Origin of the sequence: Micromonospora sp. TSRI0369, from assembly GCF_001905625.1 — a bacterium.
GTDB classification, from domain to species: Bacteria; Actinomycetota; Actinomycetes; order Mycobacteriales; family Micromonosporaceae; genus Micromonospora; species Micromonospora echinospora_A.
This window is the reverse complement of sequence record NZ_LIVU01000003.1, coordinates 896,890-918,354: the sequence shown is the minus strand read 5'-3', so window position 1 is coordinate 918,354 and position 21,465 is coordinate 896,890. Positions and strand designations below refer to the sequence as shown.

General features: G+C 75.0%; 20 protein-coding genes. 13 read left to right on the top strand and 7 right to left on the bottom strand.

What is annotated here, in order from left to right:
• Nucleotides 1-170: 170 nt before the first annotated feature.
• From AMK25_RS12975 to AMK25_RS12965, 3 genes are all read right to left on the bottom strand, one after another.
• On the bottom strand, nucleotides 171-1,961 hold the full coding sequence (locus tag AMK25_RS12975; protein WP_073828598.1) for a hypothetical protein: 1,791 nt from the start codon (nucleotides 1,959-1,961) through the stop codon (nucleotides 171-173).
• Between the two features lie 41 nt (nucleotides 1,962-2,002).
• Nucleotides 2,003-2,443, bottom strand: a complete 441-nt coding sequence (locus AMK25_RS12970) for a DUF4395 domain-containing protein (protein ID WP_073828597.1) — start codon at nucleotides 2,441-2,443, stop codon at nucleotides 2,003-2,005.
• 113 nt (nucleotides 2,444-2,556) lie between these two features.
• Nucleotides 2,557-3,003 (bottom strand): thioredoxin family protein, encoded by a 447-nt coding sequence (locus AMK25_RS12965; protein WP_241826346.1) that lies wholly within the window; start codon nucleotides 3,001-3,003, stop codon nucleotides 2,557-2,559.
• 210 nt (nucleotides 3,004-3,213) lie between these two features.
• Here AMK25_RS12965 and AMK25_RS12960 point away from each other — a divergent pair, with 210 nt between their 5' ends.
• The 7 genes from AMK25_RS12960 to AMK25_RS12930 all read left to right on the top strand — a co-directional run bounded on the left by AMK25_RS12960 (nucleotide 3,214) and on the right by AMK25_RS12930 (nucleotide 12,407).
• Nucleotides 3,214-4,347, top strand: a complete 1,134-nt coding sequence (locus AMK25_RS12960) for a peptidoglycan recognition protein family protein (protein ID WP_073828595.1) — start codon at nucleotides 3,214-3,216, stop codon at nucleotides 4,345-4,347.
• Between the two features lie 259 nt (nucleotides 4,348-4,606).
• The gene (locus tag AMK25_RS12955) at nucleotides 4,607-7,792 is read left to right on the top strand and encodes a penicillin acylase family protein (protein WP_073828594.1); all 3,186 of its coding nucleotides are present in this window, start codon (nucleotides 4,607-4,609) and stop codon (nucleotides 7,790-7,792) included.
• A 99-nt stretch (nucleotides 7,793-7,891) separates the two neighbouring features.
• On the top strand, nucleotides 7,892-9,079 hold the full coding sequence (dinB, locus tag AMK25_RS12950; RefSeq protein ID WP_073828593.1) for a DNA polymerase IV: 1,188 nt from the start codon (nucleotides 7,892-7,894) through the stop codon (nucleotides 9,077-9,079).
• Nucleotides 9,080-9,184: 105 nt separating this feature from the next.
• Complete coding sequence (locus AMK25_RS12945) at nucleotides 9,185-10,117, top strand: hypothetical protein (RefSeq protein WP_073828592.1); 933 nt, start codon at nucleotides 9,185-9,187, stop codon at nucleotides 10,115-10,117.
• Nucleotides 10,114-10,566 (top strand): ABA4-like family protein, encoded by a 453-nt coding sequence (locus AMK25_RS12940; protein ID WP_073828591.1) that lies wholly within the window; start codon nucleotides 10,114-10,116, stop codon nucleotides 10,564-10,566. The genes AMK25_RS12945 and AMK25_RS12940 overlap by 4 nt, the downstream gene beginning before the upstream one ends.
• Nucleotides 10,567-10,575: 9 nt before the next feature.
• Nucleotides 10,576-11,784: a sensor histidine kinase gene (locus tag AMK25_RS12935; RefSeq protein WP_073828590.1), complete on the top strand. Its 1,209-nt coding sequence runs from the start codon at nucleotides 10,576-10,578 to the stop codon at nucleotides 11,782-11,784.
• Complete coding sequence (locus AMK25_RS12930; RefSeq protein ID WP_073828589.1) at nucleotides 11,781-12,407, top strand: response regulator; 627 nt, start codon at nucleotides 11,781-11,783, stop codon at nucleotides 12,405-12,407. Before AMK25_RS12935 ends, AMK25_RS12930 begins: the two co-directional genes overlap by 4 nt.
• 5 nt (nucleotides 12,408-12,412) lie before the next feature.
• Here the strand turns inward: AMK25_RS12930 and AMK25_RS12925 are convergent, their stop codons facing one another.
• The 3 genes from AMK25_RS12925 to AMK25_RS12915 form a co-directional block, all read right to left on the bottom strand.
• The gene (locus AMK25_RS12925) at nucleotides 12,413-13,126 is read right to left on the bottom strand and encodes an RraA family protein (RefSeq protein ID WP_073828588.1); all 714 of its coding nucleotides are present in this window, start codon (nucleotides 13,124-13,126) and stop codon (nucleotides 12,413-12,415) included.
• A gap of 69 nt (nucleotides 13,127-13,195) precedes the next feature.
• Nucleotides 13,196-14,485 carry an FUSC family protein gene (locus AMK25_RS12920; RefSeq protein ID WP_073828587.1) on the bottom strand — a complete coding sequence of 430 codons (1,290 nt, stop codon included), beginning with the start codon at nucleotides 14,483-14,485 and terminating at the stop codon, nucleotides 13,196-13,198.
• Between the two features lie 60 nt (nucleotides 14,486-14,545).
• Nucleotides 14,546-15,298, bottom strand: a complete 753-nt coding sequence (locus AMK25_RS12915) for a dienelactone hydrolase family protein (protein ID WP_073828586.1) — start codon at nucleotides 15,296-15,298, stop codon at nucleotides 14,546-14,548.
• A 147-nt stretch (nucleotides 15,299-15,445) separates the two neighbouring features.
• On the opposite strand from AMK25_RS12915, the gene AMK25_RS12910 reads away from it, so the two are divergent.
• Both AMK25_RS12910 and AMK25_RS12905 read left to right on the top strand, forming a co-directional pair.
• Entirely contained in the window at nucleotides 15,446-15,844 is a 399-nt protein-coding gene (locus tag AMK25_RS12910; RefSeq protein ID WP_073828585.1) for a DUF2267 domain-containing protein, read from the top strand.
• Between the two features lie 10 nt (nucleotides 15,845-15,854).
• Nucleotides 15,855-16,115, top strand: coding sequence for a hypothetical protein (locus AMK25_RS12905; RefSeq protein WP_073828584.1), 261 nt, complete (start codon nucleotides 15,855-15,857; stop codon nucleotides 16,113-16,115).
• Nucleotides 16,116-16,118: 3 nt separating this feature from the next.
• Here the strand turns inward: AMK25_RS12905 and AMK25_RS12900 are convergent, their stop codons facing one another.
• Nucleotides 16,119-17,048 carry a diacylglycerol/lipid kinase family protein gene (locus AMK25_RS12900; RefSeq protein WP_073828655.1) on the bottom strand — a complete coding sequence of 310 codons (930 nt, stop codon included), beginning with the start codon at nucleotides 17,046-17,048 and terminating at the stop codon, nucleotides 16,119-16,121.
• Nucleotides 17,049-17,163: 115 nt separating this feature from the next.
• On the opposite strand from AMK25_RS12900, the gene AMK25_RS12895 reads away from it, so the two are divergent.
• From AMK25_RS12895 to AMK25_RS12880, 4 genes are read left to right on the top strand one after another with little or no spacing between them, the layout of a single operon-like run.
• Nucleotides 17,164-18,870, top strand: coding sequence for a sugar ABC transporter permease (locus AMK25_RS12895; RefSeq protein ID WP_073828583.1), 1,707 nt, complete (start codon nucleotides 17,164-17,166; stop codon nucleotides 18,868-18,870).
• A gap of 47 nt (nucleotides 18,871-18,917) precedes the next feature.
• Nucleotides 18,918-19,469: a hypothetical protein gene (locus tag AMK25_RS12890; protein WP_073828582.1), complete on the top strand. Its 552-nt coding sequence runs from the start codon at nucleotides 18,918-18,920 to the stop codon at nucleotides 19,467-19,469.
• An 11-nt stretch (nucleotides 19,470-19,480) separates the two neighbouring features.
• On the top strand, nucleotides 19,481-20,026 hold the full coding sequence (locus AMK25_RS12885) for a hypothetical protein (protein ID WP_073828581.1): 546 nt from the start codon (nucleotides 19,481-19,483) through the stop codon (nucleotides 20,024-20,026).
• Nucleotides 20,027-20,034: 8 nt separating this feature from the next.
• A complete protein-coding gene (locus tag AMK25_RS12880; RefSeq protein WP_073828580.1) occupies nucleotides 20,035-21,456 on the top strand; it encodes a hypothetical protein in 1,422 nt (473 codons plus the stop codon).
• The last annotated feature ends 9 nt before the right edge of the window (nucleotides 21,457-21,465 follow it).

The window sequence follows — 21,465 nt, the reverse complement described above, 5'->3', positions numbered from 1 at the left end:
AACTCAACACCCGACCCCGCGAAACGCTGGGCTGGAACACACCAGCCCAACGCCTCGCACAACTCATCACCACCTGACGATTGCACTCACCCCTTGACCCCGCCGGACCGATGTCGCCGTCAACTTCATGATCGACGGAGCAGAGGGAGGGGCCGGGAGGAGGGCGGGGGTCAGAAGCGGCGGGGTGGGGGGATGCCTGCCGGTGGAGGGGTGCGGAGCAGCCAGATCGGGTTGCTGGCACCTACTATCTCGCCCTCGCGGTCGCGTACCTGGGTGCGTACGTACGCGCCGGCGCCGACGCGCACCGGCAGGTCGTGCCAGCCCGGCCGCAACTGCCGCCACGGGACCTGCCCGACGCGGACCGCCGGAGTCGGATCCGCGACACCGGCCCGGTCGACCTCGCCGGTGACCACCTCCAGTGTGGCCCCGGCGGGCAGGTCGGTGGCGCGCAGCCGCACCGTGACGGTGTCCTCGGCGAGCACGGCGAGGGCGCCCATGCCGCTGCGGCCACCGAGTTCCAGGTCCAGCGCGCCCCGGTAGCCGGCCAGGTCGGCGAACCACGCCTGCCCGGCGCGCAGCGCCGCGACCAGGTCGTCGCGGCCGGTCGAGGCCGCCCAGACGGAGGTGATGTTCCGGTCCCGGCCGGCCCGCCAGTCGGTGCCGTCGTGGTCGTCGGTGACCCCGACGGCGGTCAGCGGTATCGCGTTGCGGGCGGCGACGTCGTACGCCCAGAGGTAGTCCTCGACCGGCCGGCGCCCGATCTCGATCAGGTCGACGCCGAGCGCGTTGCGGCTGACCAGCAGCCGGGCCAGTGATTCGCGGCGTTCGGTGTCCAGCGGATGGTTCCAGCAGACCACCCCGCCGTGCGAGTGCAGGAACTCCACCATCTTCTCGGTGGCCTCCACGTCGTTGTCCCGGTACGGCGGGGACGGGAAGCCCGGCAGCGTGCCGTCGCCGCCGAACCAGTTGAGGTGCCGCACCATGGACACCTCGTACGCGCGGTGGTGGGTCACGCCCGGGTACGCCCCGTCGTAGCCGCGCAGCACCTCGGCGCGCATCTCCTCGCCCGCCTGTCCGCCGCGGCGGGCACGGTCGAAGACGAGCCGGTCCACCAGGTACGCGCCGCGCGCGCCGCCGGACACCGTGACGCCGAGTCGCAGCCCGCGCAGCGAGTTGTCGCCCGCGACCAGGTCGGGCCAGAGCCGCCGCACGTCGGCGAGCAGCTCGAAGGTGTGCCGCCGCCAGGCGCCGGCCGGGGCGGGCCGCTCGACGGTGCCGAAACGGCCGTCGACCGAGTGCCGGACCGCGTCGACGCCGCCGAGGCGGTAGCGCAGCACGAGCTGCCCGGCGGGGCGGCCGGGTCCGGCCGGGTGGTGCGACAGCGCGATCTCCACGGTGAGCGTGGCGTCCGGGCCGGCCGCTTCGGGGCGTACGTCGAGGTGCAGCGTGGTGTCGGAGATGTTGGAGGTGTGCGTCCAGTTCCACGCCTTGCCCGCGTACCAGTGGGTGCCGGTCCCGGCGGCGACCAGGCGCAGCGCGCGGCCGGGGCCGTCGAGGGCGTCGGGGACGTCGACGAAGTCGGCGGCCGAGGCGGTGAGCCGACCCTCGGTGGCCGGCTGCCAGGTCCAGGCCAGGCCGCCCTCGCGTTCCTCGGGGCCGTCGAAGTGGACGACCCGGCGGTGGTCGTGGGCGGCGACCCGGAAGTCGTGGTCGGTCCACCAGAGCACGTCGACGGCGTTGCGGCGGGCCTGGTCGAGGTGGGCGGCGTAGCTGGCCACGCCCTCGCTGAACGAGGCGTGCAGGTGCATCGCCATGCTGACCGGCCGGCGTCCGCGCGGCGCGGCCGGCGGCGGCCGGTCGTTCGTGGCGGCCAGCCCGACCGGCACGCCGATCCCGGCCACCGCGAGGCCGCCCGCCGCGACGAGCACGCTGCGCCGGTCCAGCCGTGCGCGACCTGCCATGCCTCTCCCCCATCCCGCCGGGGCCAGCGTACGGCGGACGGTCAGCGTGGGGGCGCCGCCACCCGGGCGGCGAGCGGGCGTCCGGTCAGGCGCCGGATCGCCAGGTACGCCTCGCAGCCCAGGCAGAGCCCGAACGCGGCGTTGAGAAAGGCGGCGGCGAGCGCCGCGCCGGTGGCGGCCAGGCCGAGCGCGGGCAGCCCGGCGAGCCAGCCGGCCGCGCCGACGACGCTGAAGCCCAGCCCGACGAGCTGGGCGAAGCGCACCGGCCCGACCGGCTCCAGCTCCGCGGGCGGGTCCAGCCGGGGCGCCACCAGGGCGCGGAACAGCAGGCCGTACGGGCCGAGGCGCGGGTTGAGCGCGGTGAGCGCGAACACGACGGCCTGGGCGAGCAGGAGCAGCCCGGAGCCGGTGCCGAGGACGATCGCGAGGACGACTGTGGTGAGGACGGCGGCGAAGCGCGGTCCCCGAGGATCGAGCAGCATGGGGTGGTCCGTTCGTGCGGGGGCGGTCGGTCAGGCGGGACGGACCGGCGCACAGAGGCTCGTGGCGAGCCGCCCGTGGTCCACCACCCGGCGGCGGGTCAGCCGTACGCCGGTCATCGGGCCGCCCCGGCGGTGAGCGCGGCGATCAGCTCGTCCCGGTCGGGCACCCCGGCGGCCCGGCGCACGATCCGGCCGGCGCCGTCCACCACGAGCACTGTCGGGGTACGCCACACGTCCAGTTCCCGGGCCGCGTCGAGGTGCTCGTCGACGCCCACCTCCAGCACCGTGACCCCGTCGAGGCGGGCGGCGACGTCGGCGAGGACCCGGCGGGCGGCCCGGCAGGGCGCGCAGACCGGGGCGGAGAACTGCACAAGCGTGCGCTCGCCGGGGCGTACCCCGAGGGCGGTGAGGGTGGCGAGGTGCGGCGCGGCGGCGTCCGATGGGCGCTTCCGGACGGCGCGCAGGCGGCCGTCGTGGCGGCGGCGCCACCAGCCGAACGCGGTGGCGGCCGCGAGCACCGCGACGAGCACGAGAATCCCGGCCGGGCTGGGCGACTGCACGGGTCCAGGCTGCCACGGCCGATCACGACGCGACATGGTCCGTCCCGGTCAGCGGACGTGACATCGCCTACTCCGGCGGTAGGAGCGGACGGCGAACGTCGCTTTTGTCCTCTGGCGCGCCGCGCCGCTCTGGCAATATTCTCCACCTCGCGCGCATCTGATGGAGTTCCTTTACATAACCCGGCCCCGCCGGGCCATCGAGGAGGCGGAATGCACTTCGACCACCCCGAGTTGGACCGCCGTACGCTGCTGCGGGCCGGCCTCGGCGCCGCCGCGGTCGCGGTCGTCGGGAGCGAGCTCGTCCGGCCCGCCGCCGCGTACGCCGCGCCGGGCGCGGACCTCGACTGGATCATCAGCTGCGACGAGTGGGCCGCCCGCCCGCCGGCCGACCCGCTGTCGGTCAGCGCGATCCCCACCAACAAGATCATCGTGCACCACATGGCGTTCCCGAACGTCGCTGACTACTCCGAGGAGCACGCCAAGCAGCTCGCCCGCGGCTGCCAGGACCTGCACATGGACGGCAACGGCTGGTCCGACACCGGGCAGCACTTCACGGTGAGCCGCGGCGGCCACGTCCTGGAGGGACGCCACGGCAGCCTGGACCGGCTGCGCGCCGGCGACCGGCAGATGATCGCCGCGCACTGCCCGGGCGAGAACGGGCGGGCCATCGGCATCGAGAACGAGGGCACCTACGTCACCGAGACGCCGCCGGAGGAGCTGCTCGACGGGCTGGTCCGGCTCTGCACCACGATCTGCCGGCAGTACGGGCTGCACGCCCACGACATCTTCGGCCACTGGGACTTCCGGGCCACGCTCTGCCCGGGCGCGATGTTCTACCGGGAGTTCCCGGCGCTGCGCCGGGCGGTGTTCAAGCAGCTCGGCACCAAGCTCGGCGACGTGCCGGCGCGGCGCTGGCCGGACATCTGGCGTTTCGTCGGCGGCCCGGTGGTCCAGGTCGCCCAGCGCCTGCTCACGTTCCGCGGCTACACCGTGCCGGTCACCGGCGTGTTCGACGCGGCCACCGTCGCGGCGGTGCAGGACTGGCAGGCGCGCAACGGCGTTCCGGTCGACGTCGACGCCACGCTGACCGCGCCGACCTGGGAGACGCTGGCGCCAGAACTGGACCAGAAGTCCACCGGGGTCCCGGTGGCCGCGGCGCAGTTCATGCTCGCCTCCAAGGGCTACGCCGAGGTGACCGAGACCGGCGAGTACGACCACGCCACCCGCACGGCGGTGAAGGACCTCCAGCGCCTGCACGGACTACCGCCCAACGGCAAGATCAGCACCACCACCTGGTGCGCGCTGGTGGGGGGTGTGGTGCGCCAGTCGTTCCACAAGCACTGACGGCGCACCGGCGGGGAGAGCGGTGGGGGTGGCAACGGCGCCACCCCCACCGCGTCGTTGCGGGACGGAACGCGGCGAAACGTCGGCATTGGCGGCTGGTGAACGACGGCTATCCCGGACGGCAGTGGTACGCCGATCATTGCCCGCAGATAGATATGAGTCATTCTCACCTCCGGGCAGGACGCCCGGGCGCGGAGGCCGAGACGCCGTCAGCCGGGCGTGCCGAACGGCCCTACTCCGCGTCCCCCGGAGGATCGCCATGCCATTACCCGCCATCCGTGCCCGCCTCGCGGCGCTCACCGCCGCCGCCCTCACCGCGAGCGTCCTGACGGTCATCGCGCCGTCACCGGCGCTCGCCGCCACCACGTTCACCCCCGACGACTACTGCCTCGGCCAGTGCGCCGACATCCTGCCGCCCGGGCAGAACGGCAACGCCACGCTCGTGGCGATCCTCGCCCACCAGGCGCTCGGCACCCGGCCCGCGCACTCCAGCGACCAGCTCGACGAGTACGCGAACCTGGTCTACAACTACGCCGGGCTGACCGACGAGCAGATCGCCCACTTCTACAACGACGCCTCCTTCGGCGTCCCCGACGGGCAGGTCGAGAGCACCATCTCGCCGCGCTCGGACGTCACCATCGTGCGGGACAAGGCCACCGGCGTCCCGCACATCACCGGCACCACCCGCGCCGGCACCATGTTCGGCGCCGGCTACGCCGGAGCCCAGGACCGGCTCTGGGTGATGGACCTGCTGCGGCACGTCGGCCGCGGCAACGTCAGCTCGTTCGCCGGCGGCGCTCCCGGCAACCGCGAGCTGGAGCAGAGCGTCTGGGCCAACTCGCCCTACACCGAGGCGGACCTCCAGGCCCAGGTGGACGCGCTGCGCCTCAAGGGCACCCGGGGCCAGCAGCTCTACACCGACGTGGCCGACTACATCGCCGGCATCAACGCCTACATCGACAAGTCGATCGCCGACGACAACTACCCCGGCGAGTACGTGCTCACCGGCGCCGGCAAGCCCAAGCACTTCACCATGACCGACCTGATCGCCACCGCCGGCGTCATCGGCGGGCTGTTCGGCGGAGGCGGCGGCAGCGAGGTCCGGTCCGCGCTGGTCCGGGTGGCCGCCCGCGCCAAGTACGGGGCCACCGAGGGCGACCGGGTCTGGGCGGCGTTCCGCTCCCAGAACGACCCGGAGACCGTGCTGACGCTGCACGACGGGCAGAGCTTCCCGTACGGCGCGACGCCGCCCGGCGCCACCAGCGCGGTGCTGCCCGACGCCGGCACCGTGGTCGCCGAGCCGCTCGCGTACGACGCCACCGGCGGGGCCGCCGCCCGCACCGGCAGCAGCGCCGCCACCAAGGACCTGCTCGGCGGCCTGTCCACCCTGCGCACGCACGGCATGTCCAACGCCGTCGTGGTCTCCGGGCGGCACACCACCACCGGCAATCCCGTGGCCGTGTTCGGACCGCAGACCGGCTACTTCGCCCCGCAACTGCTCATGCTCCAGGAGCTGCAGGGGCCGGGGATCAGCGCGCGCGGCGCCGCGTTCGCCGGACTGAACCTCTACGTGCTGCTCGGCCGCGGCCAGGACTACGCGTGGAGCGCGACCTCCGCCTCCCAGGATCTGACCGACACGTACGCGGTGCCGCTGTGCACCACCGACGGCACCGCGCCGACGCTGCGCTCCAACCGCTACCTCTACCGCGGGCAGTGCCTGGCCATGGAGGTGCTGGAGAAGCGCAACTCGTGGTCGCCGACGCTCGCCGACTCCACCCCGGCCGGCGCGTACACGCTGCGCGCGCTGCGCACCAAGTACGGGCTGGTCGCCTACCGGGGCATGGTGAACGGGCAGCCGACCGCGTTCACCAAGCTTCGCTCCACCTACCGCCACGAGGCCGACTCGGCGATCGGCTTCCAGGCGTACAACGACCCGGCGGCGATGGGCAGCGCGGCGGCGTTCCAGGCGTCCGCGGCGAACGTCGGGTACGCGTTCAACTGGTTCTACGTCAACTCGACCGAGGCGGCGTACTACAACTCCGGCGCGAACCCGGTGCGCTCCTCCACCTCCGACCCGAACCTGCCGATGAAGGCCGAGCCGGCGTACGAGTGGGTCGGCTGGAACCCGGACACCAACGACGCCACCTACGCCCCGGCGTCGGCCCACCCGCAGTCGGTCAACCAGGACTACTACGTCAGCTGGAACAACAAGCAGGCGCGGGACTTCGGCGCGGCCGACGGCAACTTCAGCTACGGCGCGGTGCACCGCGGTCAACTCCTCGACGGTCCGGTGAAGGCGGCCATCGCCCAGCGCAAGCTCAGCCGCGCCGACGTCGTCCGGATCACCGCCGAGGCGGGGGTGACCGACCTGCGTGGCCAGCAGGTCCTCGGTGAGCTGCTGCGGGTGCTGGACAGCACGCCGGTCACCGATCCGGCGCTGGCCGCCGCGGTGACCAAGCTGCGGGCCTGGCAGCAGGCCGGGTCCCGCCGGGTGGAGACGTCACCGGGCTCGAAGGTCTACCAGCACGCGGACGCCATCCGGATCTTCGACGCCTGGTGGCCACTGCTGGCGGCGGCGCAGTTCCGGCCCGGCCTCGGCCCCGACCTGTACGGCGCGCTGGTCGACGCGCTGCAGGTCAACGAGTCGCCCTCGGGCGGGCAGAACGCGGCCCGCGACGGCACCGTGAGCTGGACGTCGCAGGGCCAGGCGCACAAGGGCTCGGCGTTCCAGTACGGCTGGTGGGGTTACGTCGACAAGGACCTGCGCGCGGTGCTCGGCGACCCGGTGGCCGGCGGGCTCGGGCGCACGTACTGCGGCAACGGCAACCTGGGCGCGTGCCGGCAGGCGCTGCTGGACACGCTCGGCCAGGCCACCGCGGCCCCGGCGGCCACCGTCTACCCGGGTGACTCCTCCTGCGGGGCCGGGGACCAGTGGTGCGCCGACGCGATCGCCCAGTCCGGGCTCGGCGGCATCACCCACCCGCTGATCGGCTGGCAGAACCGGCCTACCTACCAGCAGGTCGTGTCGTTCCCGGCGCGCCGGGGCGACACGGTGACCAACCTGGCGCAGGGCCGTACCGCCACCGCGTCCAGCACGCAGTTCCTGACCAGCAACACCCCTGCGAAGGCGGTCGACGGCAGCCTCGGCACCCGGTGGGCCAGCAGCTACAACGACAACCAGTGGCTGCGGGTGGACCTCGGCTCGGCCCGCACGATCAGCCGGGCGGTGCTGCGGTGGGAGGCCGCGTACGCCACCGGTTACCGGATCGAGGTCTCCGGTGACGGCAACTCCTGGCAGCCGGTGTTCAGCACCACCACCGGCAACGGCGGCGTCGACAACGTGACGTTCGCCCCGGTCAGCGCCCGCTACGTGCGGATGTACGGCGTCACCCGGGCCACCTCGTACGGCTTCTCGCTCTACGAGTTCGAGGTCTACGGGCGGTGAGGCCCACGCGGCCGGCCAGCGGGAGCCATCCGCCGGCCGGCCGCGTGTGTCCGGGCAGGTGAACGCCGCTCTTTCGAACATGTGTGCGAGGATGGCGGAGTGTCGAGCGAGGCCACCATCCTGCACGCCGACCTGGACGCGTTCTACGCCTCGGTCGAGCAGCGCGACGACCCCCGGCTGCGCGGCCGGCCGGTGATCGTCGGCGGCGGCGTGGTGCTCGCGTGCAGCTACGAGGCGAAGGCGTTCGGCGTGCGCAGTGCCATGGGCGGCCGGCAGGCGCGGCGGCTCTGCCCGGACGCGGTGGTGGTGCCGCCCCGGATGGCCGCGTACACCGCCGCCAGCCGGGCGGTGTTCGAGATCTTCCGGCACACCACCCCGCTGGTCGAGGGGCTCAGCATCGACGAGGCGTTCCTCGATGTGGGCGGGCTGCGGCGGCTCGCCGGGGCACCGGCCGGCATCGCGGCCGGGCTGCGCGAGCAAGTCCGCCGCGAGGTCGGCCTGCCGATCACCGTCGGCGTGGCCCGGACGAAGTTCCTCGCGAAGGTGGCCAGCGGCGTGGCCAAGCCGGACGGGCTGCTGGTGGTCGAGCCGGGCCGGGAACTGGCGTTCCTGCACCCGCTGCCCGTGGAGCGGCTGTGGGGCGTCGGCCCAGTCACCGCCGCCCGGCTGCGCGAGCGCGGCATCCGTACCGTCGGGCAGGTGGCCCGGCTGGACGAGCCCGCGCTGGTGTCGCTGCTCGGCGCGGGCACGGGCCGGCACCTGCACGCCCTGGCCCACAACCGCGACCCCCGGGCGGTGCAGGTGGGCCGCCGCCGCTCCTCGATGGGCGCGCAGCACGCGCTGGGGCGCGGGCCGCACTCCCCCGCCGAGCTGGACGCGGTGCTGGCCGGGCTGGTCGACCGGGTCACCGGGCGGATGCGCGCGGCCCGGCGCACCGGCCGCACAGTGACGCTGCGGCTGCGCTTCGCCGACTACACCCGGGCCACCCGGTCGCACACGCTCGACGAGCCGACCGCGCAGACCGCGCCGTTGCGCTGCGCCGCCCGCGACCTGCTGCGCGCCGCGCTGCCGCAGATCGCGCTGCGCGGCGTCACGCTGCTCGGCGTCTCCGTGGGCAACCTCGGCAGCGGGCACACCCAGCTCGCCCTGCCGTTCACCGCCGACCCGGGCCCGGCGCTGGACGCCGCCGTCGACGCGGTACGGGACCGCTTCGGCTCACGGGCGCTGACCCGTGGGGTGCTGCTCGGCCGCGACCCGGGCGTCGAGATGCCCCGGCTGCCGGACTGACCGGTCCGCCTCCTCCCCCGGTAGGAGACGCGCTCCGACCCGGGGCCGGGAACGCGGCCCGCGGACGGGCGCGCGGGTCCCGGTCCGCCACCAGCATCTACAGGCATGACTACAGTGCGGAACCGGGCGGCCGGATGGCACCGCCCCCTGATGCTCCTCGTGTCCGCGATGGCGGTGCTCACCGTCGTCGCAGCGGTCGGCGTCGTGGCCGACCCGCGCGTGCTGACCGGCGCGCCGATCTGGCTCAAGCCGATGAAGTTCGCGATCTCGTTCGTGCTCTACGGCGTCACGCTCGCCTGGATGCTCTCCCTGCTGCCGCGCCGCAGCCGGGCCGCCGAGCGGGCGGCCACACTGATCGTGGCCATGGCGGTGGCGGAGATGGCGATCATCGTGGGTCAGGTACTGCGCGGCACGACCAGTCACTTCAACGGCACCACGACCCTGGACGGAATGCTGTTCAGCGTCATGGGGGCGGCGATCATCGTGCTGTTCGCCGCCCAGCTCGTGCTGGCGGTCGTGCTGTCCCGCCGGTCCCTCGCCGACCGGGCCGGCGGGTACGCGGTGCGGCTCGGCCTCGCCGTGTCGCTGCTCGGCATGCTCGTCGCGTTCCCGATGGTGGCTCAGCAGCCGGCCGGCGCGCCCGCCGGGGTCGGCGGCGCGCACAGCGTCGGCGTGCCCGACGGCGGTCCCGGGCTGCCGCTGCTCGGCTGGAGCACCACCGGCGGCGACCTGCGCGTGGGGCACTTCGTCGGAATGCACGCGCTGCAGGCGCTGCCGCTGCTGGCGATCCTGCTCGACCGGTTCCTCGGCACCCGGCTGGACGAGCTGACCCGGGCCCGGCTGGTGCTCGTCGGCGGGGCCGCGTACGCGGGACTCACGCTGCTGCTGACGGCCCAGGCCCTGCGCGGGCAGCCGCTGCTCGCCCCGGACGCGCTCACGCTCGCCGCGGCGGGGGTGCTGGTGGTGGCCACGGCGGCGGCCTCCGCGCTGGTGCTCGCCCGCCGGGCCCGCAACGCCGGGGTGGTGCTGGTCGGATGACCGAGATCCTGTTCGGCCTGACGTTCACGCTCGCCGCGCCGTTCTGGGCGCTGATGATCCTGGCGCCGCGCTGGTCCTGGACCGCCCGGATCGTCGGCTCACCGCTGATCGTGGCGCCGGTGCTGCTGATCTACGCCGTCCTCGTGCTCCCGTCGCTCGGTGCGGTGCTGCCGGTGGTGACAGCGCCCACACTCGACGGTCTGCGGGACCTGCTCGGCACTTCCGACGGCGCGGCGGCGGCCTGGGCCCACATGATCGCCTTCGACCTGTTCGTCGGCCGGTGGATCTGGCAGGACGCGCGGGAGCGCGACCTGCCGGTCCTGCTCACCGCCCCGGTGCTGCTGCTCACCATCCTGCTCGGCCCGCTCGGGCTGGCAGTCCACCTCGGACTGCGTGCCGGGTGGCCGCGACCGGTGAACGCGGTGGCTCCAGCCGCACCGGTTGCCTAGGCTGACGCGGTGAGCTGGGTCGGTCGGCTGTTCGACGCGCGGGACACGTTCGCGCGGATCCTGCTGCTGGACCTCAGCGGCGTCGGCTACCTGGTCTTCGGTCCGCACGGGAACTCGGCCGCCACCGGCACGCAGTGGGCGCTGGCGGTCCCGGCGTTCCTGCTGGCCCTGCTGTGCCACCGCCGGCCGCTGCTCAACCTGCTGATCCAGTCGGCCCTGCTGGTCGCCGCGCTCGTCCTGGTCGACGACGTGGTGATCAACCAGGTCGGTGCGAGCTGGGCGCTGCTGGAGTTGACCATGCGGGCCACCCGGCCACGCCAGGTGTGGCTGGGTGCCGGCCTGCTCGCCGCCGTCGACCTGACCGACCTGATCGGGCTGCCGGTCCGCGCGGCGTTCACCGGCCTGTTCGGGCTGGCCGTCACCGTCGGCCTGCCGCTGCTGCTCGGACTGGTCGTGCGGACCACCCGGGAACTGGGGCGGCAGGCCGAGGAGCGGGCCGAGGCGGAACGGCGCCGGCGCGAGTCGGAGAGCCGGGCGGCCCGCGCCGACGAACGGGGCGCCATCGCCCGGGAACTGCACGACGTGCTCGCGCACCACGTCGCGTCGATGGTGCTGCGGGTCGGGGTGGCCCGGCACGTGCTGCCCGACCTGGATCCGCGGGTCGGCGCCGTCTTCGACGACGTGCACGCCACCGGCACGGCGGCGCTGACCGACCTGCGGCGGCTGGTGGCGGTGCTGCGTGACCCGGACGGCGTACGCGGCGACGCCGCCCTCACCGCGATCGAGCCGGCGGCGCTGCCGACGGCGCTCGGCGCGGCGGTGGACCGGGCCCGGCAGGCGGGCGTCGTCGTGGAGGCCGACATCGACCCGGCGGTCGGCGCCCTCGACGCGGTACGCGGCCAGGCGGTGCTGCGACTGACCCAGGAGGCGTTGACGAACGTGGCGAAACACGCGGGCGCGGCGGCGCGGGCCCGGCTGACCGTGTCGGTCCAGGACGGGGCGGTGCACTGGGCGGTGTCCGACGACGGGCGGGGCTCGACGCCGGCCGGGGTGCCCTCCGGCGGCGGCCACGGCATCGTCGGCATGCGGGAGCGGGTGGAGGTGCTCGGCGGGCGGCTGGAGGCCGGACCCACCGGATCCGGCTGGCGGGTACGGACCGTGCTGCCGCCCACCCACCCCGCTCCCCGGCCCCGCCCGGGCGCGCCGGAGCCGGCGTGATCCGGCTGCTGCTGGTCGACGACCAGCACCTCATCCGGGCCGGCCTGCGGATGCTCTGCGACGCCCAGCCCGACCTCGACGTGGTCGGCGAGGCCGACAACGGCCGGGACGCGATCACCCTCGCCGCCCGGCTGCGGCCGGACGTGGTGGTGATGGACCTGCGGATGCCCGGCGTCGACGGCATCACCGCGACCAGCCGGATCCTCGCCGACCGGCCCGCCACCCGGGTCATGGTGCTCACCACGTTCGGCGACGACGACCACCTCTACCCGGCGCTGACCGCGGGCGCCTGCGGGTTCCTGCTCAAGGACGCGCCCCCGGCCGACCTGCTGGACGGCATCCGCCGCGCCGCCGCCGGGGACAGCCCGTTCAGCCCGGAGGTCCTGCGCCGGCTGGTCGAGCGCGCGGTGCACGCCCGCGCCGGCGCGCCCCGGCGCGCGGCCGAGCTGACCGCGCGCGAGCGGGACGTGCTGGACCTGGTCGCCGACGGACTGTCGAACACCGAGATCGCCGACCGGCTGCACATCGGCGTGACCACTGTGAAGACGCACATCACCAGCCTGATGACCAAGACCGGCAGCCCCAACCGGGTGCGCCTGGCGCTGTGGGCGCGCGGCGGCTGAGCGGCTCACTCCTCGATCGCGCCGCCCACCGCGCGCAGGTGCGCCCGGAACGTCAGCGCCGGATCGGCCGCGCGGGCCGTCAGGTAGGCGGCGAACCCGACCTGCGACCGCAGCGACTCCCCGGCCCGGATCCGGTCGGCCTGCCGCCGCTCGGTGTCCCGGATGGACTCGGCCAGGTCGAACAGCTCCCCGGCCCGGTCCGCCGGCACGAACAGCACACCGTCGTCGTCGGCCAGGGCCAGGTCCCCCGGGCCGACGGTGAACGACCCGACCCGCGCCTGTTCCAGCGCCCCGTCCGGGCGCGGCTCCAGCTCCAGCGGCCCGCTCGGGGTGGCGCCGAGGCTGAACACCGGCAGCCCGACCGCCACCAGGTCGACGGTGTCGCGGTGCGCGCCCCACACCACCAGGCCGGCCAGCCCGGCGGCCCGCGCCTCCAGCACCACCAGGTCGCCGACGCAGGCCCGGTCGGTGCGCCCGTCGTCGTCGACGACGAGCACGTCCCCCTCGGCGGCCTGCTCGATCGCCTCGAGGAAGACGTCCACGCTGCCGACGTGCCGGGCCGGGCGGACCGGCCCGGCAAGCCGCCGCCCGGGCAGCACCGGGCGTACGGCGGCCGGAGCGCACCGGACCTCGACGCCGGCGCGCAGGCAGGCGTCGGCGACGTGAGCGGTGGTCAGCGCGGCGAACCGCGCGACCAGGGCGGCGTGACGGGTGTCCATGGGCCGACGCTAACGAGCCGGACCGGCCGGGGCAGGTGCCAGTTGCCGCCCGGTGGCCTTCGGCAGCGCTCAGCCGACCCGGGTCGGCGGGCGGAACATGTCAGGGCGCCGACCGGGCGCGGCCCGCCCGGCCACCCGGCGCCGGACCGGCCGGCTCATCCGGGCCCGCGCCGGAGGGCGCGCCTCGGCCTCGCCCGCCCCGGCGGCCCGGCGCACGACGCCGTTGGCGTCCTCGGCCCGGCAGCCGGTGGCCCGCAGCAGCTCGCTCTGCGCGGTCCGCAGATCGCTGATCATCGCCTCGCCGTAGGTGCGCACACCCTGCGACCACGCGCGTCCGGCCAGCTCCGCGCCCTCCCGCACCAGCTCCCGGGTGCGTTCCAGGTCGCCGCCGCGGCTGGCCCGGTTCAGCTCCCGCGCCGCCGCGCCGAGGCGGGCCACCGCGTCCGGCAGCGCGGGCGGGACCGGCTCGTCGTACTGCAACGCGGTGGCGGAGCGGCGGGCGATCGACCGGGCGTAGAGCACCAGCCGTTCGAGGTGCTGCGTCGCCTCGGCGTACCTGTGGAACTGGGCCCGGCGGTGCCAGCGGGTGGGCGCGATGGTCACCACCTCCTCGGCCCCGCTGAGCGCGTCGTTGAGCCGCCCGATGTCCGGCTCCAGTCCGCGCAGGCCCTCCAGCGCGCGCTGGGCCGCGTCGGCGTCGCGCCGGGCCAGCGCGTGCGCGACGGCGTCGAGCTGCGCGGTGAGCCTGGTGGTCACCGGCTCCACTGCCTTGTCCAGCACCCGGATCGGGTTGACCGGCAGCAGCAGCGCCACCACGAACAGGCCGACCAGCCCGCCCACCAGGGCGTCGAAGAGCCGGGGCAGTTCCAGGCCGGGCTGCACCGGCGCGAGCGTGGCGATCAGCACCGCCGTACCGCCGGCCTGGCCGACCAGTGCGCCACCGCGTCCGGCCACCAGCAGCGCGGTGGCGATGGCGAGCGTGACCACCAGGCCGGTCTGCCAGGAGCCGCTGCCGAGCAGGGCGCGCAGCAGGTCACCGACAAGGATGCCGAGGCCGACGCCGATGAGCAGCTCGAACGTGCGCCGGGCCCGCTGGCCGATCGCGGTGGCGATGGTGCCGACCGCGGCGGCGGGGGCGAAGACGTGCGCGCCGGGGCCGAGCAGCCACTGGGCGAGCAGCGAGGCGAGCGCCGCGGCCAGCCCGGCCTGCGCGGAGATCACCACGGTGATCTCCAGTTGGCGAAGCCGGTTCCGGCTGGCCATGCCGCCCTCGGCACGGGCCCGGGCGAGGGCGCTGCCGCCCCGCTCGACCACCCGGTCCAGGGGCGAGCGGACGGTGTCGCGAGGGCGGTCGGTCATGGCGGCGGTTACCCGCCTCCGGGGCGGTGAATCGTCCGCCCGGTCCGGCCGGCGCCCGGATCAGCGCCCGAAGGTGCGGTCGAGCAGGTCGAACAGCGCGGTCCAGTGCCGCTTCGTGGCCTGCTCGTCGTACATCGGCGTGTCCGACTGGGTGTAGCCGTGGCGGGCGCCGGGGTAGACCTCGGAGCGGTAGGTGACACCGGCCGCGTCCAGCGCCTTCTCCAGAACGGCGATCTGCTCGGCGGTCATCGACGGGTCGGCGTCGGCGTGCCCGAAGTAGAGCTCACCGGTCACCGCGCCGACGCCCAGGTGCGGGCTGTCCGGCGCGTCGGTGACGACCCGCCCGGCGTGGAACGCGGCCGCCGCGGCGATCCGGTCCGGCAGCGCCTCGATCGCGCGCAGCGCGTTCATGCCGCCCATGCAGTACCCGGTGATCGCCGCCGGTCCCGGCGCGACGTCCGGCTGGGCGGCGAGGAAGTCCAGGTAGGCGGCGGTGTCCCGGGCAACCGTCTCCGGCGTCAGCGCGGCCATCATCGGGCCGATCCGCTCGAACAGGGCGCCGCGGCGGCTGTCGTCGGCGAGCGCGCCGAGGTCGATCAGCGGGGCGCGCCCGGCACGGTGGAACAGGTTGGGCGCCAGCACGACGTATCCGCGCTCGGCGATCGTCGCGGCCATCTCCGCCACCCGGGGCCGCAGCCCGAAGGCGTCCATGAACAGCAGGACGGGCGGGAAGGGTCCACCGGAGTCCGGCCGCGCCAGGTAGGCGTCCGCCGTTCCGTCGGGGGTGGGCACGTCGACGATCGTCGGCTGCACTGTCTCGGCCTCCTCGCTGTCGGGTTTCCCGCCGCACGCTACTCCCGGCCCGGCAAGGCCAGGACCTCGGGTTTCCGCTCCGGGACCCGCCCGTTTGCCGGGGCCGAGCGCGGGAATCCCGCTGTCCCGGCGGAGGAAGGCGGCGAGATGGACCAGGATCAGTTCATCGGCGCGGTGGCCCAGCGGTGCGGCGCGTCCGCGGAGCAGGCCACGGCGATCACCCGGGCGACGTTGACGACGCTGGCCGAGCGGATCGACGGCGGGGAGGCCCGCGACCTGGCCGACCAGCTGCCCGAGGCGCTGCGGGCCTACGCGTTCGGCCCGGCCGAGGCCGCCGAGCCGTTCGGGATCGACGTGTTCGTGGAGCGGGTGAGCGGGCGCGCCGACGTGGACGTGGACGCCGCCCGTGACGGGGTCACCGCGGTGTTCGACGTGCTGCGCGACGCCGTCGACCCGGCTGCGTACGCGCAGGTCGTCGGGCAACTGCCGGCCGAGTACGGCGACGTGGCCGACCAGAGCGCCCCGTACGTGCGGCGCACGGCGTGACGGGGGCGTGATGAGCGAGGACGCGCTGCGCCGCCCGCCCGAGGCCGACGCGCAGGAACAGCGGCAGGACGAGACGCTCGTCGGCCCGCCCGACACCGTCGACACGGCCGTGCCCGAGGCGAGCGAGGCGGACCTCGCCGAGCAGGGCGTGCTGCGCCCGCCGAGCGACCGGGCGGGCCTGGGCGAATCGGTGCGCGGCGACCTGACCGCCGCCGACGCGGTGGAGCAGAACACGGAGATCCCGCTGCCCGACGAGGAGCACTGGGCCTGACGGTCAGTGGTCCGGGCTGTCGGGGCGGGCCATCAGCCGCAACGCGTTCGGGTCCAGGCCGACGCGGACCGGGGTCTGCCCGTACGGCTCGCCGTCGACCTCGATGCGGGCCGGCCGGTCGGTCTCCAGCCACAACTGGCGTACCGCGAGGAACGGCTCGTCGCCGAGCGTGCGACGGTGGCCGGCCGCCGCGTTGCGCGCCGTCTCGCGCAGCAGCCCGCGCCAGGTCGGCCCGCCCACCGGGTACGCGACCAGCAGCCGGTCGTCGGCGGTGGCGTCGGCGGTGATCGGGCGGCCGGCGTGGAAGCCGCCGTTGGCCACGTACACCTGGTGCGTGGTGAACGTGTGCTCGCGGCCCTCGGCGCGGACCGTCACGGCCAGCGGCCGGTGCCGGGCCAGCAGTCCCAGCCCGGTCATCGGGTACGCGAGCCGCCCGGCGACCCGCTTCAGCCCCGGTGGCGCGGCCTGCATGATGTCGGCGGACAGCCCGATCCCGACGTGGTTGGTGAACCGGGTGTCGCCGATCAGGCCCAGGTCGACGTCGATCACCTTCCCGCCGGTGAGGACGCCGATCGCGGCGTCCAGGTCGAGCGGGACGCCGACGGTGCGGGCGAAGTTGTTCGTGGTGCCCAGCGGCAGCAGGCCCATCGCGATGTCCCGGTGGGCGAGCAGCCGGGCGGCCGCGCCGACGGTGCCGTCGCCGCCGCCGGTGACCAGCAGGTCCGGCCCGAGGTCGGCGGCCTCGGCGAGCACCCGGTCCAGTTCGCCGGGCCGCTCCACCGGGTACGCGCCGAGCAGCGCGAAACCGGCCGCGCGCAGGCGCGCATGGACGGTGTCGTAGAGCCGCCGGCCCCGGCGGGAGTGGGCGTTGACCACCAGCGCCGCCCGCCGTCGTTCCCGGATCGCCGCAGTCAGCTCCTGCTTGGTCCGCACGGTGGTGACCCTAGCCGCCACCGCGCGGCCGTGGGCCGGTTGCGCTGCCGACATTGACCGCGTCGGTTATCGTCGCGGCGGCCGTGATCTTCGACCCCCGAGGATGGATGTCCAGATGAGCCAGCCGGCAGTGCCACAGGCGACAGTGCCAGCGCCCCAGCCCACCCGGCCGAACCGCTCGGCGCGGACCCTGATCGGGCTGGCGCTGATCGTCCCGGCGGTGATCGCCTGGATCTGGTCGTACGTCCTGCCGACCTTGTCCACAGTCGCTCGCAGCTTCGAGGGTGACGGGCCGCGCCGCTCGGGCGAGTCGGCGGGTGCGGCGAACTACGAGAGCGCCTTCGCCTCCGGGTTCGTCGGACAGGTCGGGTTCGCGGTTCTGCTCAGCCTGATCCCGCTGGTGGTGGCGCTGCTCGCCGCGCCGCTGCTCGCCGTCCTCGCCGACCGGGCCGGCCGGGTCGCCCGCCTGGCCACCCGGGGCGTGCTGGCGCTGCCGCTGGCCGCGTACGCGCCGGTCGCCGTGTACCTCGGCCGCCGCGCCGAGAACATCGAGAACGGCACCTTCACCGAGGCTCTGCAGTCCCCCCGGACGTTCCTCGTCTCGGCGCTGGCACAGGTGACGTTCGGGCTGGTCGTCGCGGTGGCCGCGACTCTCTACCTGAGCGCCCTGCGCCGCCGCGAGCCCGACCAGCGGCCCGCGCCCGCCATGCTCGCCGTCGGCGGGCTGCTCGGCCTGGGCGTCCTCGCCGCCACCCTGCAGACCTTCACCGCCCCGCTGATCCTGACCGGCGGCGGGCCGCGCGGCGACTACACGGCGACGCCGGTGTTCACCGCCGCGCAGACCTCGTTCCGGACGATGCGCCTGGGCGCCGGATCGGCCACGTCGACGCTGCTGCTGGTGCTGCTCGGGCTGCTCGGGCTGGCCGCGGTGGCGCTCATCCTGGCCACCCGGCTGCGCATCGAGTTCGACGGCTGGCGGGACCGCCCGGCCGTCCGGGAGGCGGAGTCCTACTCCGGCCGCCGGCCGCTGCTCATCGGGCTGACCGCTGTCGCGCTCGTCGTCGTCCTCGGCGTGACCCTCTGGGCGTCGCTGCCGTGGCTGCGGAACTTCTCCGCCGACACCGGGCCCCTGCCCCGGGGCGTCGACACAGCGAACCTGTTCGCCAACACCTGGGTGCCGCCGCTGCTGTCCACGCTCGTCGCGGTGGGGCTCGCGGCGCTGGCCGGATTCGGGATCGGCGCGCTGCGACCGCTCGGACGCTGGAGCGAGCTGCTGCTGGTGCCGTTCGCGCCCTGGTTGTTCGTCGGTGCCGGCCCGCTGGCCATCGCCAATTTCGAACGCACGATGGAGCGCGAACAGCTCGGCCTGTTCCTCGGCCTGGTGCCGCCGACCTGGCTCTCGGTGCCCGCGCTGTTCGCGTTCACGCTGCTGTTCCGGGGCCAGCACGAGCGGTGGCGCTCCGGCGGCAGCGTCGGCCGTACGCTGCTGCTGCCGGCGCTGCCGATGCTTGCCGTGACCGCGTTGCCGACCTGGCTGGCGCACGCCCAGTCGCCGCTGTGGGCGACGCTGGTGGGCCGGGGCCCGGACAGCCTCACCGCTCCCGCGCTGGTGCAGATGGTCGCCAGCCGCGCCTTCGGCGCCGGCGGTGAGCTTCCGCTGGGCCTGATCCTGCCGCTGCCCATGCTGATCCTGTTCGTGCTGCTGTTCGTCGCGCTCATGGTCGGCTACGTGGATCGGCTCGCCATCCGGGTGGGGCGGCGCGGCGGCGCGGACGCGCCGCCCGCCGAGGCGGACGAGCCCGTCGGCAAGGTCACCGCATAGGGAAACCCCCGATTACGGGCGGTGACGTCGCGCCTAGCGTCGCAGGCATGGCAACTGACGCGCTCACACCGGCCCGGACCGCCCGCCTCCACCGCGCCCGCCTGGCGCTGCCCCTGGTGCTGCTCGCCCTGCTCGCGCCGGCCGGGTGCGACGCCTCCGGCGGTGACCCGCTCGACCCCACTGCGGCCGACGTCGCCGAGGACGCGGACCCGGACGCCGGCGCGATGGGCGGCGTCAATCCGCCGTGCCCGTTCACCGCCGCCCAGGTGTCCGAGATCGTCGGACAGAGCATGCGCGACGACGGCAACTGCCTGTTCGGCGACGGCAAGGGCGTGGCCAGCCTGGCCGTCACCACCGCCTCGCCGGCCGCCGGCAAGATGACCTACGAGTACCAGTACGACCAGGCCGGCAAGCAGTACGAGAAGGTCGTCGACCTGGACCGCGGCGAGCGGGGCTACCTGGCGGTCAAGGACATCAGCGGTGAGGCGGTGCTGATCGACGGCAAGGGCACCTACACCGTGACGATCAGCAGCTTCGGCGGCGGCACCGCGGGCAACGAGAAGATCCTGCGCCGCGCACTCGACGCGATCCCGGCCTGAGCGGGGCAGGCGTGCGAACCCGAGGACTGATCGCGCTCGCGTTGACCGCGACCCTGCTCACCGCGTCGGCCGGGTGCGGCGACGACGAACCGCCGGCCGCCGGTGGCACTGCGCCCGGCGCGGGCGCGCCGGTCGCGGACCCGACCGGGGAGGCACCGGCCGAGCCGAGCGCCGAACCGGTGGACGACGCCGCCGGGCCGGACGCCTGCGCGCTGGTGTCCAAGGCCGACGCCGAACGTCTCGCCGGCACGCCGCTCGACGAGCCGGTCGCCGCCGGGCAGTCGTGCACGTACACGGGACCGACGAGCGGGCCGACCGCCCAGGTCGAGTCGTTCGTGGGCGAGGGCGCCAAGAAGTACCTCGACATCGAGCGCCAGCTCGAGCACGAGATCCGTGAGCTGACCGGGGTGGCCGACGAGGCGCTGTTCACCGCGGAGGCGTTCTTCCTGCGCAAGGGCGAGCTGTGGGTCGCGGTGCGGCTGGTGCGGCTCAACGACCCGCAGGAGAACCGGGCGCCGCTGGAACGGCTCGCCCGTACCGTCGCCGGCCGGATGTGAGGCGGCCGGTGCGCGGCCGTCGGCTGCTCGCGGCCGGCGTGGCGGCGCTGCTCGCGGTGACCGGCTGCGCCGGGCCCACGCCCGGCCCGGCCGACGCGGGCGACGGGGAGCAGCCCCGCTACGGGCAGGCCCCGGCGCCGGGGAAGGACGTCACGCTGCAACCGGACGTGGTGCTGGTCGGCGGCGGCAGCCGCACCGTGCGGTCGGTGAGCCCGGACGGGCTGACCTGGCGGCTCGATCCCGGCGCGCGCGACGCCGACCGGCTCGCACCCGGCAAGGTCATGTTCCTCACCGGACGCGGCGTGGGCCGGGTGCTCGACCTGGCCGAGGAAGGCGGCGACCTGGTCGTCACGATCGGCCCGGTCGCGCTCACCGAGGTGATCCGCGACGGCACGTTCGGCGGGGACGACGTCACCCTCGACCGGCCGACCGTCTACGTGGCAGGCGAGCCGTCGTGGACCCGGGACGCCGCGGCGGCCGGTGGCACCCTCGGCCGGGCCCGTCCGCTCGCCGTCGCGCCCGCGCAGCCGCCACCGGCCCCGGGTGGGCAGGCGGCCGCGAGCGCCCAGGGCTACCGGGTGCAGACGTTCTGCTGCGCCGGCGGTGTCGGCACGCACTTCACGTACGACGACGGCGGCGTCCGGCTCGCCGGCACCGTCACGCTGACCGTCGGCCGTCCGGCCGCGTCGTTCCACCTGGCCATCGGCGCCGGCCGGGTGACCCGGGCCGAACTGGAGATCGGCGGCGGCTTCGGCATCAAGGTGGACTTCACCGCCGGCCTCGACGGCGGGCAGAACCACCGCAAGACGTTCCCGATCCCTGTCGACATCGCGTTCCCGATCGGGCTGGTCGCCGGCCTGCCGCTGTCGTTCACGGTGAGCCAGACGCTGGAGGTGGCCACCGCGTTCGGCGCCCGCCTGGGCACGTTCCGCGGCGCCGGCGAGTACGCGCTGGCCGGCAAGCTCGGCTTCGGCTACGCCAACGGCCAGGTGGGCTCGCGCGTGACGGAGGGCTTCGCGCGCCGGGTGAGCCTGCTCGACTCGCTCACCGGCGTCCCGGTCGGCGTGATGGGGCTGGTCGTCCGGCACGGCGTGCGGTTCACCATGGGCATCAGCGCGTTCCTGTTCACCGCCGGCATCTGGTTCGAGCTGGTCACCTCGTACGGGGCCACGATCGGGTCCGCGCTCGGCGCGCCGTACGCGGTGTGCCGCGGCGTCGGCCTCGGCGTACGGGCGAGGTTCGGCATCGGCTACCGCATCCTGGAACCCGTCGTCCAGGTGATCAACAAGTTCCTCAGCCTGCTCAGCCCGTCCCGGGCGCCCCGGATCCCGCCGATCGCGGCGACCGCCGGACCGAGTTGGCGCGCCGACGTCTACCACGACGAGGAGGTCGTCCCGCCCGTCTCGATATGCGGACAGGTTCCGCGCTAGGCCGCGCCG